The organism is Clostridium sp. MCC345, from assembly GCF_018785345.1.
Lineage (GTDB): Bacteria > Bacillota > Clostridia > Lachnospirales > Anaerotignaceae > Anaerotignum_A > Anaerotignum_A faecicola.
The window spans coordinates 257,248-274,204 of sequence record NZ_WQPP01000064.1 but is presented as its reverse complement, the minus strand read 5'-3'; the positions used below and the strand labels follow the sequence as shown (position 1 = coordinate 274,204).

Here is a 16,957-nt window from a genome sequence, read left to right as displayed (position 1 = left end):
AGGACATTGGGGGGAGGATTTTGTTCCTAGCGTTATGGTATTATTTATGTGGATATGTTAAAATAAGGGTGAAAGGCTTTTCGGCGGAACGCTTTATGAATATGGCGGCGTATCGCGGTGTCTATCTATGGGAGGTGGCGCGCGAAGGTGCCAGCATGACGATGAAAGCAGCAGGAAACAGCCTGGAGCTTTTGCAGGCGTGTGCCGAAAAAACGGGCTGTGCGCTGGAGGTGCTTTCCTATGGCGGTCTGCCCGTTTTTCTGGGGCGATTTGGCAGGCGGCAGGTCTGGACGGCAGGGCTTTTGTGCTTTGCGGCAGGGCTGTATCTTCTGTCCTCCTTTGTCTGGGTAATGCGGATTGAAGGGAATGAACGCCTTTCCAAGGAGGAGCTTCTCTCCGCCTGCAGGGAAATGGGACTATACCCCGGTGTCCGGAAACGGAGTGTGGATACACAGGCTGTCACCAATGGACTTTTGGAGGACTTTGCGGACATTTCGTGGGTAAGCGTCGGGATTCACGGAACAGATGCGACCATCCGACTTGCGGAAACGATTGAAGGGGTCGAAATCATTGATAAGGAAACGCCCTGTGATATTGTTGCATCGACGGACGGTGTGATTTTGCAGATTACTGCGGAACGGGGAACCCCTCTGGTTGCCGCAGGGGATGTAGTGAAAAAGGGGGATGTGCTGATTTCCTCCGCGCTGACGATTGGCTTGGAGGGGGAGGAACAGCATACGGAATACACCGCGGCGGAGGGCACCGTAACGGCGCGCATCTGGCGGCGGCTGACTGAGGAGCTGCCCTTGCAGTATGAGGAAGCCGTCTATAGTGGTGAGGTAAGGAAAAACCACAGCCTTCTCTTTTCGGGAAGGGAATTGGATATCCTTCACCCCGACAGTGATGTGCAGTGGGAAAGAGAGCTGCTTTCCGAGAAAATCCTCGGTCTGGGGGATAGGAAGCTGCCCCTCACATGGCGGAGGGAGCGTTGGCGAGCATACGAAACGGTGCAGAAAACGCGCACCGCGGCGGAAGCAAAAACGCTTCTGGAAGAAAAATTAAGAAAAAATGCAGAGAATTTATTGTCTCCTTACGGTACAATAGAGGATATACAAATCAGATATGAGGTTTACGCCAACAGTGTCCGCGCAGATGCGGAAATTACCATGGCGGAAAGAATAGAGGAGAAAAAGCAGAACATAGAAACAGAAAATCAGAACGAAGAAAAGGAGCAGGAAAACGCGAATGAGCTTTGAAAGAACCATACAGATGGAAAACCATATCATTCTGCCTGTATTTGGGCAGTTTGATGCAAATATCAAGAAAATCGAGAAGGCGTGCGGCGTGAGCATTGTCAATCGTGGGGATGATGTAAAGATTTCGGGCGAGGAAAAGGATGTCCATAAGGCTTGGAATATTCTCCATTCCCTTGTTGCTCTGGTGAAAAAGGGCGAGGAAATTACGGAGCAGAATCTGGAATATTTCATTTCCTCCGCGGAGGAAACCGACCTGCGTGAACTGGAAAAAATGTATGATGATTTCATCTGCATTACCGTAAACGGCAGACCCTTAAAGCCCAAAACACTGGGGCAGAAAAAATATGTTGATTTAATCAAGAATAATACGATTGTGTTCGGCATTGGCCCTGCCGGTACAGGGAAAACCTATCTGGCAATGGCAATGGCGATTACTGCCTTTAAAAATAATGAGGTGAACCGCATTATCCTGACCCGTCCTGCCATTGAAGCGGGGGAAAAGCTGGGCTTTCTGCCCGGAGATTTGCAGCAGAAGGTAGACCCCTATCTGCGTCCCCTGTATGATGCGCTGTATGAAATCATGGGCGCGGAAAATTTCATGAAAAACATGGAAAAGGGTCTGATTGAGGTTGCCCCTCTGGCATATATGCGCGGACGCACGCTGGATAATGCGTTTATCGTTCTGGATGAAGCGCAGAATACGACACCGGAGCAGATGAAAATGTTTCTGACCCGTATCGGGTATGGCTCGAAGGCGGTTATTACGGGAGATGTGACGCAGATTGACTTGACGGAGGGCAAGCGCAGCGGCTTGATGGAGGCAACAAGGATTCTCTCCGGTATCGAGGGTATCGGGCAGATTACCTTGACGAATAAGGACGTTGTGCGTCATCCTCTGGTGCAGAAAATCATTCTGGCATATGAAAAGTTTGAAAACAGGAAACGAGGCGAGCAGGATGGCAAGAAGGAAAGACGAATCCCTCATAAATAACAGAAAGCAGAAAAAGGCGCGCAAGGTGATGTTTGCGGTTGCCTTTCTGCTGACGCTTCTCTGCATCGGCACAGGCTCCTATGTGCAGGAGCTGGATACCGTGCAGGTCGGTTCTGTGGCGGAAAAACGCTATGTTGCCGAAGCGGATGCAGTGGATGAGGTTGCGACCAATAAGCTCAAGGATGCGGCGGCGGACAGCGTTGCCCCTATTTATAAGCAGGATGCCGCGGTGGAGGAAGAAAGCAATGCCGAGGTGAAGGAGCTGTTTCAGGATTTGGAACAGATTCTTGCTAATTTGAAGGAGGGCGAAAGCTTTGTCGTGAAGGCGCAGGAGGCCCCCTGGAAGCTGCCGGTTGTGCTTTCCGAACGGGAGCTTAAGGCGTATCAGGCATTGGGAAAATCCAACCGCACTCTCTTTCAGGAGGATTGTCTGGTCACGATGAACAATCTCTATACCGAGGGCATTACCGCCGATGCGCTGGAGGAGGGCAGGCAGAAGGCAAACGAAGCCTTTGCGGCAACGGCATGGAATAAAGGCTTAAAGGAAATGGCAGGGGCGATTTTCGATGCGGCGATTACACCGAACCTTTTGCCCGATGAAGCGGCAATCGAAGCGGCGCGAGAGGAAAAGCGCGCAGAGGTTGCGGATGTGATGATCCGCAAAAACCAGAAAATTGTGGATGAGGGCGAAATCATCACGCAGGAGATTTATGACAGATTGGTGAGCCTGCATCTGGTCGGCGGTGCCGATTATAAGAGTAGTGTGCTGCCGCTTTTGGGGAGCTTTCTGCTGGTTGTGCTGCTGTTTGTTGCGCTGTACATCTTCTTCGCATGGGGCAGAGGGCAGTTTGTGCTGAAGCCCAATGAAGCGAAAATGCTCTTTACGATTTATGTGATTATGATACTGCTGCTGCGGCTGATGGGCGGCGCGGCTTATTTTACGCTGATTCCCCTTGGGCTGTTTGCCATGCTGACAAGCCTTCTGGTGGGGCGGCGCGTAGCATTGGTGATGAATACGCTGTTCTGCATCATCGGCTGCTTCATCTTCAATGGGGATGTGCAGTTTCTGATGTATTCCCTTCTGGTCGGCACCTTGGGTGCATTGCTCATCCAGAAAACGGAAAAGCGTCAGCGGATGGTCTGGGTGACTGTGGCGATGGCGGCGGTCAGCTTTGCGGCAATGTTTGGGGTAGGGCTGTTTTTTGAAAGCGGCTATTCCGCAGGACTTTTGTTAAAGTGCCTGTTTGCGGCGGTGATGGGACTGGTTTCCGTTGTGATTGCGGTGGGCAGCCTGCCCTTCTGGGAGGCAACCTTTGAGGCGAATACGCCCCTGCGTCTACTGGAGCTGACAAATCCGAATAATGAGCTGCTTCGTCGGCTGATGATTGAAGCACCGGGAACGTATCATCATAGCCTGATTGTGGCAAATCTGGCAGAGACGGCGGCGTATGAAATCGGCGCAAATACTGCTCTGGCAAGAGCAGGTGCATATTATCACGATATCGGCAAGCTGAAAAATCCGCAGATGTTTTCGGAAAATCAGGCGGGCTATAATCCCCATGATGACCTTGCACCCGAAACGAGTGCGAAAATCATTACACAGCACCCGAAGGACGGTGTGGAAATGGGGAGGGCACACGGTCTGCCGAATGTCATTCTGGATGTCATTCGGGAGCATCATGGGACAAGCCTTGTGAAGTTTTTCTATTTTAAGGCACTCAAGCTTTATGGTGCGGATAACGTGAATGAAGCGGATTACCGCTATCAGGGTGTGATTCCGAGCACGAGAGAATCTGCGGTTGTCATGCTTGCGGATACGGTAGAAGCGGCGGTGCGCTCCATGCTTGGCAGCGGAAAAACACTGGCAGAGGCGGAAAGCGTTATTAAAACGCTCATCAAGGACAAGCTGGATGACGGACAGCTGAACAACAGCGGCTTAGGGATTCATGAGCTGGAAATCATCCGCAGAGCATTTTTGAAGGTATTCCAGGGGATGTACCACGAGAGAGTGGCGTATCCCAAGCAGGAAGAAATCAATGCGGCGGCGAAGAAGGGCGCAGAGGAAAGCAAGGCGGAGGAAAAGAAAGAAAAAAGAGAAGAAAAAATAGAAGAAGAAAAAAGAGAGGAAGAAAGCAGTGAATTTACTGATTGACAACAGAACGGACGAGCCATTGACGGCGGAGTTGGAGGATGCCATCCGCAGGGCGGCGGCGGAAGCCCTGCGATACGAAGAATTTGACGAGGACTGCGAAATCAGCGTTTCCATTGTGGATAACGAGGAAATCCGTGAGATTAACCGCCAGTTCAGAAGCATTGACAGAGCAACGGATGTGCTCAGCTTTCCCATGCTGACGTTTGCGGAGGGGGAAGAAGCAGAGGTCAACGAGAATGACGAAATCGTTCTGGGGGATATTATTATTTCTCTGGAGCGTGCGAAGGAGCAGGCGGAGGAATACGGACATTCTCTGAAACGGGAAATTGCGTTTCTGACGGCGCACAGCATGCTGCATCTTTTAGGCTACGACCACATGGAGCCGGAGGAGGAAGCGGAGATGTTCCGCCGCCAGAAGGAGATTTTATTACAGGCAGGCTTTCCGAGGAAGTAAAAGTGCTTGAAGCCGCCCTTGCATAGAAAAAACTTTTCAGAACAGAGACGCAGGCTAAACAGTTCTGAAAAGTATTTTCTATCGGGCGGCGAAAAGTCATCCTTGTGCAGAAAAAACTTTTTTTCATTAGGAAAAGCTAAGCTTTAAAATCTTCAAAAAAGTATTTTCTGCCGGATGGCAGGCAGCAAAGGAGGGATTCCTTTATGACAGACGAAGCATTGATTTTACAGGCGAAGGATGCGATGAAAAACGCCTACGCGCCCTATTCCGAATTCCGGGTCGGGGCGGCGCTTTTAGCGAAGGATGGGGCGGTTTTCAAGGGCTGCAACGTTGAAAATGCGTCCTATGGAGCAACGAACTGTGCCGAGCGGACAGCCGTTTTCAAGGCGGTTTCCGAGGGGTATCGGGAGTTTGAGAAAATCGCAATCGTGGCAAGCAGTGGGGACTATGCCTCTCCCTGCGGCATTTGCAGGCAGGTTTTAGCGGAATTTATGCCCGAAGGCAAAGTCCTGCTTTACAGCGAGGAAAAGGGCATGGTAACATATACAGTCAGAGAGCTGCTTCCGATGGGCTTTCGCAAGGAGGATATTCGGTAAGGAGGAATCCCGATGGAAAAAATGGATTTTTATGTATACCTTTCCCCGAAAGAGGCGGCGGAGAAGGTCAAGGAGGCAGTGACAGCCGGCTTATATTCGGGAGAAATTCTGGATGAATATGTGCGAATCCTGCCGAATGGCAAGGAAATCATCATGGTTTTATTCGAGAAATACTATATGCGCTCCGGCAACAGAGCCACGCTGACCTTTCTGGCGGATAATCTGGAGGAGCACACGAGGGTGCATCTTTCTGCCGGCGGTGGCGGTCAAGGGGTGATTTTCCGATTTGACTGGGGCGCAGGTGCAAGCTTCAGCACTTCGGCGCGGGACGCTTTAGCGGAATATATTTGTAAGTAAGAGTTTGAGGTGGAAGGCATGGCGGAAAAAAGCTGGGAAATTTTAGAGGGCGCGTGCCATTCCTGCAAAAAATGCAGGCTATGGGAAATGCGCACCAATGTTGTCATTGGCAAAGGCAGCCGCAATGCGGATATTCTGTTCATCGGGGAGGGTCCCGGTCAGCAGGAGGATTTGCAGGGCGTACCCTTTGTAGGCCCTGCGGGACAATTATTGGATAAAATGCTGGCAAGGGTCGGACTTTCCTTAGAGGATGCCTATATTGCCAATGTGGTCAAGTGTCGTCCGCCCGGCAACCGTGACCCCCATGATGATGAAAAGGAGGCATGTCTGAATTATCTCAGATATCAGCTGATGCTGATTCAGCCGAAAATCATCGTCTGTCTGGGGCGTATTGCCGCCACAACGATTATCGACCCCGAATTTCGCATTACTCGCCAGAGAGGGCAGTGGTTTGAGCGAAAGGGGTATCATATCATAGCAACCTATCATCCCTCTGCACTGCTCAGGGATGCCACAAAAAAACGTCCTGCATGGGAGGATATGCAGGCGATTCGTGCCAAGTGGGACGAATTGAAGGAACATGGAAAGAGAATTTAGGAGGAAAAAAACATGAACGGCATTGACGCTTTGAAGGCAAAATTTGCAGATGTGGAACTGAAGGCAAACGCAAGAACTATGGAAGAGGTGGTTGCCTATATCGAGGAAAACTGGGGCGCATTTCGTGTGAAAATCACAGAAAGCGAGCTGATGGCGCATTATAAGGCTGCCTGCGAATTTGCAAAAATGATGGGAAAGGATGTAACCGATTTTCAGGATGATATCAGAAGATATCGCCTGCCCAATACCAACAAAATCCACGTTGTTCTGGGGATGAATTCCGAATATATGACAGCCGAAAACGGCATGAAATATTATCAGGCGCTGTGTCTGATTAAGGGGCTGTCGCAGGAGGATATTGATACCAAAAACGAAAGATGGCTGCAATATGTGCTTCTTTTGGATATGGCGAAGGATTGGGAGAAAAAGGATGAAATCTTCCTGGCAGAGCAGAAGGAAATGCTGAAGGAAAGAGGGGTAGAAACAGAATGAAAAAATTTCACTCCGGCTTTGTTGCATTGATCGGCAGACCGAATGTCGGCAAATCCACGCTGATGAACTGCCTGATCGGGGAGAAGATTGCCATTACCTCGCATAAGCCGCAGACCACAAGAAATAAGATTACCTCCATTCTGACGAAGGATGATTTTCAGTGTGTTTTTCTGGATACCCCCGGTATTCATAAGCCGAAATCCAAGCTGGGCGAATATATGATGCGTTCTGCGGAAACAACCTTTAATGAGGTGGATCTGGTGCTGATGCTCATTGAACCCACCACAGAGGTGCAGACAATGGATGAATACGTTCTGGAACGCATCAAAAACGTAAAAACACCCGTTGTACTGGTTATCAATAAAATCGACACCGTAGAACGGGAAGCACTGTTAGAGGTGATTTCCGTTTACAGCAAGGCATATCCCTTTGCGGAGGTGGTGCCGATTTCTGCCATGAAGGACAGAAATACAGGCGAGCTGCTGGAGGTAATTCGGAAATATCTGCCGGAAGGGCCGCAGTATTTCCCTGCGGATATGGTGACGGATCAGCCCGAACGCCAGATTGCATCGGAGATTATCCGCGAAAAGGCGCTGTATTTGTTGCAGGATGAGGTGCCGCATGGGATTGCGGTGGAGATTATGTCCATGAAGAAGCGTCCCGATAAGGATATCGTGGATGTGCAGGCAACCATTTATTGCGAGAGGGATTCGCATAAGGGCATTATCATCGGCAAGCAGGGGGCGATGCTCAAGCGCATTGGCTCCACCGCACGCTATGATATGCAGAGACTGCTTGGTTCGCCCATTTATTTACAGCTTTGGGTAAAGGTGAAGAAGGACTGGCGGGATAGTGATTTCCTGCTGAAAAACTTCGGCTACGACAAGAAGAATATTTAAGACCTTGGGGACTTTGTTCAAGCAGGGTTTTCAACCCTTGCCCTTCGGGCAACCGCCGCCCTGTCTTGGCGGTACTGTACCCTTGCCCCGATACCGCAGAAACATGAAATGTTTCTGCAAAAGTATAAGGGTTCTAGGGAAATTATTTCCCTAGCGGGGTGTGGGGCAGCGCCCCACGGAAGAATGGCAAGTTTTTTATAGTATGGGCGGTTTTCTTTCTCCATATCCTATTCCCGAAAGGGGATGTGCTGTATGAACGAAAGAGAACATTGGCAGAGATTTTTGCAGACAGGACAGGTGGCGGATTATCTGCGCTACCGCAGACAGGCGGAAAAGGAATCGCAAAATCCGCGCCGCCGTATAGAGGAAGCATCAAGGCATAAGCGTTTTTATTAAAGAAATGAGGTCGGCTATGGGAACGGAAAAGCTGCGCGGCATTGTCCTGCGTGAGCAGGCAAAGGGCGAGAGCAATAAGCAGATTGTGCTTCTGGCGCAGGGCGTGGGTCGTGTGTTGCTTTCTGCCCGCGGTGCCAGAAGGGTGAAAAGTAAGCTTCTGGCGGCGACGCAGCTGTTCTGCTATGCCGATTTTGTGGTCTATGAGGGTAAGGGCTTTTATTCCGTCACACAGGCAGAGCTGCAAAATAGCTTTTACGGTCTGCGGCTGGATATGGATAAGTTCTCCGAGGGCATGTATCTGGCAGAGCTGACGGAGCGCAGCTGCCCTGCCGGTATGGAGCAGGATGCTGTGTTGGAGCTTTTGTATTATGCCTTTCTTGTGATGGATAGGGGGATTCTGCCGCCGAAGCTGATTTCCCGTATCTTTGAATTAAAGCTTTTGCAGCTGAATGGGCTCTTTGCGTCAGATGTATGCCATATCTGCGGCGAAGGCAAGGGGACACTCTATTTTGACGGCAGGATGGGTGCGTTTTACTGTGAAAAGCACCGCACAGAGGATAGCATTTTTGTTCTGGATGCCGTCCGAAGGGCGGTTCGGTTTGTGCTGGAAAGAGAGAGCCGCGCGGCGTTTGGCTTTCAGCTTTCCGCCGAAGCACTCGAACAGCTGACCTTTATCCTACGGAAATATTTGGAGGTTCACATGGGCATAAGGCTGAAAACACGCGATTTTTTTGAACAGTGAATAAAGTATCGTACATTTTTTGTCTATTCCTTTGCAGAAAGGCGGAAAAATACACGGATTTAAGTGCAATTTTTTGCCTTGACAGAAAAAGAGAAAAGCGTTATCATAAACCACAAGTTAATCATTACTGCGATGAAGAAGAGGAGTATCTGCGGAGCATTTGCAGAGAGCTGTCGGTTGGTGCAAGACAGCGATGCGAAACAGAGAAGGGCACTTTGGAGCAGTGTCACAAGAGAGGGTTGATGCGTCGGCATCAATCAACGAGGGTGGAACCGCGGAAGATTTTAAGAGCTTTCGTCCCTTGCTGAACAGCGAGGAGACGGGAGCTTTTCTAGTTTCTATTCGTCCCTTGCAAGATACATTGGTGAGTCCCACAGAAATAAGGAGGAATTCAAATGGCAGTAGAATCTATGGAAAAAATCGTAGCATTGGCAAAAAACAGAGGCTTTGTTTACCCCGGTTCCGAAATTTACGGCGGTCTGGCAAACACATGGGATTATGGCCCTCTGGGTGTAGAGCTGAAAAATAACATGAAAAAAGCATGGTGGAAGAAATTTATTCAGGAAAACCCCAAGAATGTCGGCGTTGACTGTGCAATCCTGATGAACCCCCAGACATGGGTGGCATCCGGTCACGTTGGCGGCTTCTCCGATCCTCTGATGGACTGTAAGGAATGTAAGGAGCGTTTCCGCGCCGATAAGCTGATTGAAGACCACATGGCATCCCATGATATGCCCGAAGTGGTTGTAGACGGCTGGACAAATGAAGAAATGAAGAAATTCGTAGACGATAATCAGGTTGCATGCCCTTCCTGCGGCGCGCATAACTTCACAGATATCCGTCAGTTTAACCTGATGTTCAAGACCTTCCAGGGCGTAACAGAGGATGCGAAAAACGTGGTTTATCTGCGTCCCGAAACCGCACAGGGTATCTTCGTAAACTTCAAAAATGTGCAGAGAACCACAAGAAAAAAACTGCCCTTCGGTATCGGTCAGATTGGTAAATCCTTCCGTAACGAAATCACACCCGGTAACTTCACCTTCCGTACCAGAGAATTTGAACAGATGGAGCTGGAATTCTTCTGCGAACCCGGTACAGATTTGGAATGGCTGGATTACTGGAGAAAATACTGCAAAAACTTCCTGCTGAGCCTGAATATGACAGAGGATGCAATCCGTCTGAGAGATCACTCTCCCGAAGAACTGTCTCACTACAGCAAGGGTACAACAGATATCGAATATAAATTCCCGTTCGGCTGGGGCGAGCTGTGGGGCATTGCGGACAGAACCGATTATGACCTGACCTGCCACCAGAACACAAGCGGCGAGGATATGACATATTATGATCAGGCAAAGAATGAAAAATATGTGCCTTACTGCATCGAGCCTTCTGTTGGTGCGGACCGTGTAACGCTGGCATTCCTGTGCGATGCTTATAACGAAGAGGAGGTCGGCGAAGGTGATGTCAGAACCGTTCTGAAATTCCATCCCGCACTGGCTCCCATCAAGGCGGCTGTTCTGCCTCTGAGCAAAAAGCTGAATGAGCAGGCAACAGAGGTTTATGCAGCACTGACGAAGGAATTTAACTGCGATTATGATGACGCAGGCTCTATCGGTAAGCGCTACAGAAGACAGGATGAGGTCGGCACACCCTTCTGCATCACCTACGATTTCGATTCCGTTGAGGATCACTGCGTAACCGTGCGTGACAGAGATACCATGGAACAGGTAAGAATGCCTATCGCAGAGTTGGTTCCTTATCTGAAGGAAAAAATGGAGTTTTAAGCCATGAAACCATTTGAAGGCTTTACCGCGGAAACAATAGATTTCCTCTGGGAGCTGCGGATGAATAACAGCCGCGAATGGATGGAGGAAAACCGCGACCGCTATAAGCGCGTGCTGAAGGAACCCTTTGATAGCCTTGCGGCGGCGCTTGTGGCGGAAAGCACAGCCTTCGGTGGCAGGGAAATGAAATGCTCCGTTTCCCGTATCAATCGCGATATCCGCTTTTCCAAGGATAAAAGCCCTTACCGCGCAAGCCGTTGGGTTGTGCTGTATGATGCGGCATTGCAGGGAACGGCATGGAAGGAACGCCCTTCCTTCTATTTCGAGCTGAGCCCCGAAGGCTATGAGCATGGTCTTGGCATGTGGTGCAGTCCGTCTGCCTTCCTTGCGGCATACCGCAGAAAAATCGAAAGCAATCCTGCGGCGTTTGAACGTATGGCGAAAAAATTTGAGAAAGACCCTCTTTTCCGTCTGGAAGGGAGAGCATATAAAAAATTCAAAAATGAAACGCTTTCCCCGCTTTTGCAGGCGTGGTATCCCAAAAAGGATGTCCTGCTTGTGGCACACGGCGGTATGGAGGATATCCTCTTTTCCCCTGAATTACCACAGTTCCTCGCAGAGGGATGGAGCAGGCTCAAAAATTTCTATGCTTTTCTGGATGCCATTGAAGCGGAATAAAAAAGGAGTGGATTTAGGATGAAAAGAAATACGGTAAAAAGAAACGTAAGCCTTGCCTTAGGTGCGGTGCTGGTTTTCGGTGCAGTTCCTGCCTATGCGGCGGATGCTGTTACGGTAAAGCTGAACGGCAGTCAGATGGAGTTTGATGTAAATCCCGTGATTGAAAACAGCAGAACCCTTGTGCCGTTCAGAAAGATTTTTGAAGCACTGGATTGTGCCGTTTCCTATACGAAGGAGAATGGCGCGCAGGTGGTTACGGCAAACAGAGGCAATCAATGGATCACTCTGGAAATCGGCAAAAACGAAATCACCGTTGATGGCGAAACAAAGAAGCTGGATGTTGCGCCGAAAATCGTAAACGGCAGAACCCTTGTGCCGCTGAGAGCCATTTCCGAAGGTCTGGACTGCACGGTTGATTGGTCTGCCGATACCAAAACCGTGGATATTCAGAAAAAACAGGGGCAGTATGCCGTTACATCCGCACATATTTCCAAGAATATAACAGATGATAAGGGAAATATTCTGATTACGGTAGCGTTTGAATACCCCGTCATTGAAAATAAGGACAATAACGCCTTTATCACAGCGGTAAATGAACAGTATAAAAAGGATGCCGAAGCTGCTATTTCCGAAGCGGAAGCGGAATTTAAGGATTCTGCCGCGGCAGTCCTTGCTTCCGAGGGCAAGAATTACCATCCAATGGTTTTCACACGCTCCTTTGAGGTTAGTCTGAATCAGGATAACCTGCTTTCTATCACACAGCTGGATTATGCGAATACCTACGGCGCACATCCCAATACGCTGAAAAGCTCCAAGACCTTTAATCTGGCGGAAAATAAAGCGCTTACGCTGAGCGAGGTTCTGGGGAAGAATGCCGCCGATACAGACAGCTATGTGAAGGAAAAATTTGACGCGTATGTCAAAGAAACCGTAGGCGAATTGCTTGAGTATTATCAGCAGAACAGCGAGAAAGCACTCTCCGCAGTTAATTTCTGCCTGACCGAGGATGCACTGGTTCTGTATTATAATCCTTATGATATCCTGCCTTACGCGGCAGGCTCGCCGGAGGTAAAAGTACCTTATGCGGATACAACCGTAAAGCTTGCTTTGTCTGAAAGCTGATGGTTTTAAGGCAATAAAAAGGAAGGGATGTTAACCCTTCCTTTTTTATTGCCTTTTTTATCCTAATTTAGACCAATCGCGTGTTTCGCGCAGCTCTGTCCATTTTTCATGCTTGGAATTCTCTTTGAATTCGTAGTAATGGCTGTTGGTTGCCTCCTGCACGGGCAGGTAATACCAGCTGCTTGTATCAGCGTTATCCGTCCATGTAATCATGTCGGGAAGCAAATCCGCCGGAGTCTCAGGGAGACGCTTCAGCACACGGTTTACCAGAGACATGGTTTCTGCACGGGTAATCTGATTCTGGGGACGGAATGTATCGTCGCCGTAGCCGCTTACCCAGCCATGGTTCGCCGCAACCGTAATCTCGCCTTCTGCCCAATGCCCGATGATATCGGTGAAGCTTACGGGCGTTTTGTCGCCGTTGTTGTCAAAGCGTGTTGCGATTGCCGCAAATTCCGCACGCGTGATGGGTGCGTTCGGGCGGAATGTCCCATCGGGATACCCTGCGATAATGCCCATCCTGCTCAGCGTGGAAACGGAGCTGCAATACCATGCGTCCGCCGCCACATCGGAGAAATCATTCTGATGTGTGAAGTTTTCACTGCGGATACCATCCTCAAGCAGACGGAAGAAGATTGCCGCTACCTCTGCACGGGTGATGGAATTCTGTGGCTGTACTTCGCCATTCCCGTAACCAACGATGTAAGCAAAGTGGTCAGTGTTGTTCAGACCCAGTGCGTCATCATCAGGAATTTCTACTGTCGGCTTGGGCTTGGGACGATGTCCGCCGCCGCCACCACCGCCGCCGGAGGATTCCTTGGTGTAGGTTACAGTGATTACCGTATCCGCAGGCTTGTCGGCAGGAATTGTGCCGGAAACTGTGGCTTTATCTGCCTTGTAGCCTTCGATAGCAGGGCTGTCAATGGAATAAGCCGCACCTGCTTTTACGTTAATAACTGCAGCCTCCGCAGCCTTTGTGCCGTCGGAGTAAGCATAATGAACCGTAACCTTGTAAAGCTGTTCATGTGCCGCTTTTAAACCAAATTGAGTAGGAGCGGTTTCATCTGTTACATAGGCATCGAAATATTTTTGACCATCCTCTGTTTCTGCTCCCCAACGAGAATACCGACCATCCTTATAGCCGTCATAGAACCAACCTGTAATTTTTTCGCCATCAGAAGCAAGCTTTCTGTCACCCGACATTTTTGTTGCATCTGCAAGAGAAATCATACTATTAGCACCAAATGTGAATAAATCGTCACCGGCTGTTTGTGCAGCATTGTTATACAATGCATTGTCTTCGGCGAGTATAATATTTGAGGTAACTCCATAAATACCACCGCCGTAGCTTGCTTGGTTGTTGCAGATAGAAGCACTGTTATTATTTGTAATAGATTCTCCTCCATTAGAATCCGAATTTGTGGTATTTTCACCAATAGTAATTGTTGCGCTTTGGCTGTAAATACCACCACCATAACCATTTGTTGCTTTATTACCATACAATTCACTGCCGGACTTAATAGTAAGTATTGCATTATTTTTTGTTTCAAGTAGATTGCAAATTGCAATGCCTGCACCATTTGCAGCTTCATTTTTGTTAATGGAGGAGCCGTTCTGTAAAGTAATATGGGTATTAGCTGCGGCAGTACACAAAGCAAAAATACCACCGCCAAAAGAGGCGTTATTATCGGTAATTTCAGCATGATCTAAGGTTAATTCACCCATACTATAAGCTACGATACCACCGCCTTGGTCACCGCCGATATTCAAGGCAACAGTAGAATTCTGAATCGTCAAATCAAGTCCGTCACCACAGTAGATACCTCCGCCAATAGGAACCATGAATTCAGTTTCTTTTTGTTTAGAGGTCATATACTCTGCACGGTTATTTTGAATACGTGTGTTTTGGGTAATTGTACAAGAGTTTTTTCCAGTAACATAAAGTCCTCCGCCATATAAGGAATGGTTATCTTAAATTACAGAAGCCTCGATGTTTACCAAAGTATTGCTTGCACAAATACCACCGCCGTCATCTATGGCAGTATTATTTTCGATAACAGAATTGTTTTTAATGGTTAGAGCACCGCCGATAGACAAAATGCCGCCGCCGTCAGCAGCCTCATGCTCTTCAAGGTCAGCAGTGTTTTCATAAACGTGAACATTGTCCAAGGTTAGATTAGCATCCTTTGTATAGATACCACCACCACCCGTGTATCCTCCGCCGTCACCGATTGCTTTGTTTTCAGTAATGGATAAGTTGTGTAAGTTAACGGTTGCATCTTGAATAGAGAAACCGCCACCATTAGAAAGATTATTACCACCGGTAATCTTACCTTTTTCTTCTGCACTGCTTGTTATGGTAACATTAGTTTCCGCGCCGGTAATGGTTACAACGGAATCGTTACCTAAACCTGTCAAGGTTTTCCCCTTCAAATCCAGTGTAATAGATTTGTTGATATTGATGTTTTCGGTTACATCCTTCGCCAGTACAACGGTCTCGTTGTTTTCAGCCTCGTCGATTGCCGCTTGTAGTGTTTCGTAGGTTCCCTCTTTACCATCGATGGTTGCCGCATACGTCACTACTTCGCCAGTTGTTTCGCCTTTGCTTTCGTCTTTGTTTTCATCTTTACCCTCGGAAGGAGTAGTGTTGTCCTTGCCTTCCTCAGCTTCTCCACCGCTTACAGGTGTAGGTAAAGGCGTTAAGGTTTCATTTTCACCCTTCTTCTCCTCGCCAGAAGAAGCAGGAGCACCGGTTGTCCCTAAAGAAGGGGCAGGGTCGTTCGTCTGTCCGCCTTCCTCAGATGTGCTTGCTAGTTTGTTCCCTTCGTTGTTGGCTGTTCCGCTTCCGTTGGACGAGCCGTCAGGCTGTTCTGTAGCAGACGCGATATTCGTCTGCTGAGAGTCTTCGCCCCCGGCACCATCCTCTGCGAATACCCCAACCGGCGGCAGGGCAAGCGTCATAGAAAGTGCCAATGTCCAAGTGAGAAGCTTCTTGCCTTTGTTTTTCTCTGTCATAAAAACCCCCCTTTTCCTGTCTGCGGGTTTCGGAACAGGGAAACAATATGTATTTCGGTAGCCGGCTGTCCTGCGGCAAATCCCCTCGCCGTTTAGACCCTTGGCTTTGCGACATCGGCTTTCGCCGATTGTGCCTTTTTCTGTACATACGCCCGTTCCTGCGTCCGCACAGAAATAAAAATAGTTACATTAGTGTTGTATAAGAATAGCATAGCATATTTACATAAAAAGACAAGTGCCTTTTTATTTTTTTGTAAAATTTTGCCATACAAAAAGAGACAAAATCCTTAAAAAAGAGTATAATACAAAAAAACAATGAACGAGGTGAACCCTTTTATGAATGATTTCGTAAAGAAGATGTTGGATTATAACCGTGCCTTCGTGGAGCATGGTCTCTATGAAAAGTATACCACAACCAAGTATCCGGACCGTAAAATCGCCATTCTTGCCTGCATGGATACCCGCATGACGGAGCTTCTGCCTGCCGCCCTTGGCTTGAAAAACGGCGATGTCAAGCTGATTAAAAACGCAGGCGGCCGCGTGATGCACCCCTATGGCAGTGTCATTTTCAGCCTTTTGGTCGCAGTCTATGAGCTGGGCGTGGATACGGTCGTTGTCATCGGGCATGATGACTGCGGCGGTCGCCTGCTTGACCCGAAGGAAATGATTGCCAAGATGAAGGAACGCGGCATTTCGCAGGAAGCGATTGACCATGTGGATGAAAACCATAAAAACGTGGAGCAATGGCTGACCGGCTTCGGGGATATCAATCATTCTGTGCAAAGCACCGTCGATGCCATTCGGGAGCATCCGCTGCTGCCAAAGGATCTGGAGGTGCTCGGCTTCATCATGGACCCCCATACGGGCGCAGTCCGCGGCGTTTCCGAGAGAAAAGAATAAAATATGAAAATCAGAAAGTCGCTTTTTGTCTAAGCAAAGGGCGGCTTTTTTCTTTTACGGAAAATTTATAAAATTCCGCTTGACAGAATGGACATACAGTTGTATGTTATAAATAAACATACACTTGTAGGTAAAAGAGGTGAACCCCATGGAAAAACAGAAATTACCCGATACAGAGCTCAAGGTCATGCAGGCAATCTGGCATATCGAACCCCCTGCCAGTACCTCTGCCGTCCGCGAGGAGCTGCAAAAGGAACGCCCTTGGAATTTATCCGCTTTGCAGACCCTTCTGGGCAGACTGGTGCGCCGTGGCTTTTTGCAGACGGAAAAGCAGGGCAAAAGCCGCTATTATACCCCCCTCGTCACAGAGGAGGACTATCTCGCGGAGGATAGCCGCCGCTATTTTCAGAAATGGACGGGCGGCTCTCTCAGGGATTTGGTTGCCTGTCTTTATGTCAATCATTCGGTTACAAAAGAGGACTTAGAAGAATTGAAGGCGTTTATCGAGGACGAAACGGAGGGGTGA

The 16,957-nt window shown here is 48.8% G+C and carries 18 protein-coding genes and 1 riboswitch; of the genes, 16 read left to right on the top strand and 2 right to left on the bottom strand.

Going from position 1 to position 16,957, the window contains the following annotated elements; all coding sequences use genetic code 11:
* Positions 1–20: 20 nt before the first annotated feature.
* The 14 genes from GPK49_RS12470 (at position 21) to GPK49_RS12405 (ending at position 12,516) form a co-directional block, all read left to right on the top strand.
* Positions 21–1,256, top strand: coding sequence for a sporulation protein YqfD (locus GPK49_RS12470; RefSeq protein WP_215678321.1), 1,236 nt, complete (start codon positions 21–23; stop codon positions 1,254–1,256).
* Positions 1,246–2,247, top strand: coding sequence for a PhoH family protein (locus GPK49_RS12465; protein ID WP_215678318.1), 1,002 nt, complete (start codon positions 1,246–1,248; stop codon positions 2,245–2,247). The genes GPK49_RS12470 and GPK49_RS12465 overlap by 11 nt, the downstream gene beginning before the upstream one ends.
* Positions 2,213–4,399, top strand: coding sequence for an HDIG domain-containing metalloprotein (locus tag GPK49_RS12460; protein WP_215678315.1), 2,187 nt, complete (start codon positions 2,213–2,215; stop codon positions 4,397–4,399). The genes GPK49_RS12465 and GPK49_RS12460 overlap by 35 nt, the downstream gene beginning before the upstream one ends.
* The gene (gene ybeY, locus GPK49_RS12455) at positions 4,383–4,853 is read left to right on the top strand and encodes an rRNA maturation RNase YbeY (RefSeq protein ID WP_016406733.1); all 471 of its coding nucleotides are present in this window, start codon (positions 4,383–4,385) and stop codon (positions 4,851–4,853) included. The genes GPK49_RS12460 and ybeY overlap by 17 nt, the downstream gene beginning before the upstream one ends.
* Before the next feature lie 203 nt (positions 4,854–5,056).
* Complete coding sequence (cdd, locus tag GPK49_RS12450; protein ID WP_215678312.1) at positions 5,057–5,449, top strand: cytidine deaminase; 393 nt, start codon at positions 5,057–5,059, stop codon at positions 5,447–5,449.
* A 12-nt stretch (positions 5,450–5,461) separates the two neighbouring features.
* On the top strand, positions 5,462–5,806 hold the full coding sequence (locus GPK49_RS12445) for a DUF6054 family protein (protein ID WP_016406731.1): 345 nt from the start codon (positions 5,462–5,464) through the stop codon (positions 5,804–5,806).
* An 18-nt stretch (positions 5,807–5,824) separates the two neighbouring features.
* Positions 5,825–6,403 carry a uracil-DNA glycosylase gene (locus GPK49_RS12440; protein WP_215678308.1) on the top strand — a complete coding sequence of 193 codons (579 nt, stop codon included), beginning with the start codon at positions 5,825–5,827 and terminating at the stop codon, positions 6,401–6,403.
* Between the two features lie 12 nt (positions 6,404–6,415).
* The gene (locus tag GPK49_RS12435) at positions 6,416–6,895 is read left to right on the top strand and encodes a hypothetical protein (protein WP_016406729.1); all 480 of its coding nucleotides are present in this window, start codon (positions 6,416–6,418) and stop codon (positions 6,893–6,895) included.
* Positions 6,892–7,794, top strand: a complete 903-nt coding sequence (gene era, locus GPK49_RS12430) for a GTPase Era (protein WP_016406728.1) — start codon at positions 6,892–6,894, stop codon at positions 7,792–7,794. The genes GPK49_RS12435 and era overlap by 4 nt, the downstream gene beginning before the upstream one ends.
* Positions 7,795–8,046: 252 nt before the next feature.
* Complete coding sequence (locus tag GPK49_RS12425) at positions 8,047–8,190, top strand: hypothetical protein (RefSeq protein WP_215678305.1); 144 nt, start codon at positions 8,047–8,049, stop codon at positions 8,188–8,190.
* A 16-nt stretch (positions 8,191–8,206) separates the two neighbouring features.
* Complete coding sequence (gene recO / locus GPK49_RS12420; RefSeq protein WP_215678303.1) at positions 8,207–8,932, top strand: DNA repair protein RecO; 726 nt, start codon at positions 8,207–8,209, stop codon at positions 8,930–8,932.
* Between the two features lie 395 nt (positions 8,933–9,327).
* Positions 9,328–10,716, top strand: a complete 1,389-nt coding sequence (locus GPK49_RS12415) for a glycine--tRNA ligase (protein WP_215678300.1) — start codon at positions 9,328–9,330, stop codon at positions 10,714–10,716.
* 3 nt (positions 10,717–10,719) lie between these two features.
* On the top strand, positions 10,720–11,394 hold the full coding sequence (locus GPK49_RS12410; protein ID WP_016406724.1) for a DUF2461 domain-containing protein: 675 nt from the start codon (positions 10,720–10,722) through the stop codon (positions 11,392–11,394).
* A gap of 18 nt (positions 11,395–11,412) precedes the next feature.
* Positions 11,413–12,516: a stalk domain-containing protein gene (locus GPK49_RS12405; RefSeq protein WP_215678298.1), complete on the top strand. Its 1,104-nt coding sequence runs from the start codon at positions 11,413–11,415 to the stop codon at positions 12,514–12,516.
* 57 nt (positions 12,517–12,573) lie between these two features.
* On the opposite strand, the gene GPK49_RS12400 is transcribed toward GPK49_RS12405, so the two are convergent.
* Entirely contained in the window at positions 12,574–14,358 is a 1,785-nt protein-coding gene (locus GPK49_RS12400) for an S-layer homology domain-containing protein (RefSeq protein ID WP_215678295.1), read from the bottom strand.
* A 129-nt stretch (positions 14,359–14,487) separates the two neighbouring features.
* Positions 14,488–15,531 carry a hypothetical protein gene (locus GPK49_RS12395; RefSeq protein WP_215678293.1) on the bottom strand — a complete coding sequence of 348 codons (1,044 nt, stop codon included), beginning with the start codon at positions 15,529–15,531 and terminating at the stop codon, positions 14,488–14,490.
* Positions 15,532–15,584: 53 nt separating this feature from the next.
* Positions 15,585–15,676: riboswitch (cyclic di-GMP riboswitch) on the bottom strand.
* 191 nt (positions 15,677–15,867) lie between these two features.
* Here GPK49_RS12395 and GPK49_RS12390 point away from each other — a divergent pair.
* Both GPK49_RS12390 and GPK49_RS12385 read left to right on the top strand, forming a co-directional pair.
* Positions 15,868–16,431, top strand: coding sequence for a beta-class carbonic anhydrase (locus GPK49_RS12390; RefSeq protein ID WP_016406721.1), 564 nt, complete (start codon positions 15,868–15,870; stop codon positions 16,429–16,431).
* 148 nt (positions 16,432–16,579) lie between these two features.
* Complete coding sequence (locus GPK49_RS12385) at positions 16,580–16,957, top strand: BlaI/MecI/CopY family transcriptional regulator (protein ID WP_215678289.1); 378 nt, start codon at positions 16,580–16,582, stop codon at positions 16,955–16,957.